The sequence below is a fragment of the Pseudogracilibacillus sp. SO30301A genome, assembly GCF_037072025.1.
Lineage (GTDB): Bacteria > Bacillota > Bacilli > Bacillales > Amphibacillaceae > Pseudogracilibacillus.
On sequence record NZ_JAXHDD010000128.1, the window covers coordinates 1 to 1445 of the forward strand.

The 1445-nt window shown below is 35.5% G+C and carries 2 protein-coding genes; both read left to right on the plus strand.

Annotated features, from left to right (window positions below; all coding sequences use genetic code 11):
* Positions 1–393: NUDIX domain-containing protein (locus tag SPD89_RS22735; protein WP_336264225.1), on the plus strand; the 393-nt coding region annotated here is incomplete at its 5' end.
* 25 nt (positions 394–418) lie between these two features.
* A complete protein-coding gene (locus tag SPD89_RS22740; protein ID WP_336264226.1) occupies positions 419–1444 on the plus strand; it encodes a Gfo/Idh/MocA family protein in 1026 nt (341 codons plus the stop codon).
* Position 1445 lies beyond the last annotated feature (1 nt).

A 1445-nucleotide genomic window follows, 5' to 3' on the forward strand; every position in this document is an offset into this window, starting at 1 on the left:
AAAGAAGGTTATTACTATATTTTACCCGGCGGTGGTCAAGAGCATGGAGAAAACCTTCATCAAACACTGAAGAGGGAATGTATAGAAGAAATCAATGTCGATGTGGAAATAGGTAATCTAATATTTATTCGGGAATATATTGGAAAAAACCATGAGCACTCTGCCTTTGATTCGGGAGTGCACCAAATAGAGTATATGTTTTTGTGTAAGGTTAAACAAGGAAGTAAAGAAATAAGGAATGGAATAGTCCCTGATGAAGGACAAATTGGTGTAGAATGGTTGCCTTTATCTGAATTGCTAAGCTGCAGACTTTATCCTCAAACAATGCGCCAGCATATTATTGATTATAATGCGGGTAAGGATTCGGCTGTATATTTGGGAGATATAAATTAAGATTGAAGAAGAAGGAGGAAGCATAATGCGAGTTGGAATAATTGGCGGTGGATTTGGCTTGAGAGTACAAGCCCCTATAATTAAATCTCATCCGATGATGAAAATCGTAGCTGTTAGCACAATGAAACGTCATCAGCTTCCAGAAGAGTCATCGAGTGGCGATTATTCTCCTAATCATTATAAGAATTGGACTGAAATGCTGGATAAAGAGGAACTTAATCTTTTATTTGTAAGCTCTATGCCAGTTTATCACTATCAAATGGTTAAGTATGCATTAAAAAAAGGAATAAATGTAGTTTGTGAAAAACCGTTTACAATGCATAGTAAGCAATCTGAGGAACTATTACAGCTTTCAAAAAAGTATAATGCCAAGGTTTTGGTGGATTTTGAGTGGAGATATTTGCCAATTCGTCAAAAGGTAAAAGAAATGATTAATAACAATCAGGTGGGGAGGATACTCCATTTTGAATATCACACTAAAAGTCCACAATATCTTCACCTGAAGGAAAGTAAACGGGGCTGGATGGGCGAGAGGGATAAATTTGGCGGAATGTTAGGTGCATTAGGAACACATATGATTGATTGTTTAAGATGGTTAGTGGACGATGAAGTTGAAAACATTCACGGTCTGATACATACGCACGTTCCAGTAGGCGCTGGTGAAAAACGGGATTCAGATGATGCCTTCTTTATCCATGGTTTAATGAAAAATAAAACAAGCTTTTCTATTCAACTGCTAACAGGAATAAATCATGGTTTTGATTCCAACATTAGAATTTACGGGGATTTAGGAACAATAAGTTTAGTAAATGATAAAAGCCTATATTTTGGCAGGGCGAATGAAAATTTAGAGAAAATTATCGTACACCGACAAGAAACTGTACCTTCTCATTTATCAAGGGAAGCATCTGCTTATTTTCCTGCATTTTATCCTTTCTTGGATAAGGTCTATCAATATATTGAAAACAATAAACGAGATAATGATTTGCCAACTGTATTGGATGGTCATGTAAATCAAATAATCCTAGATAAAATATTAGAATTTAATTGAT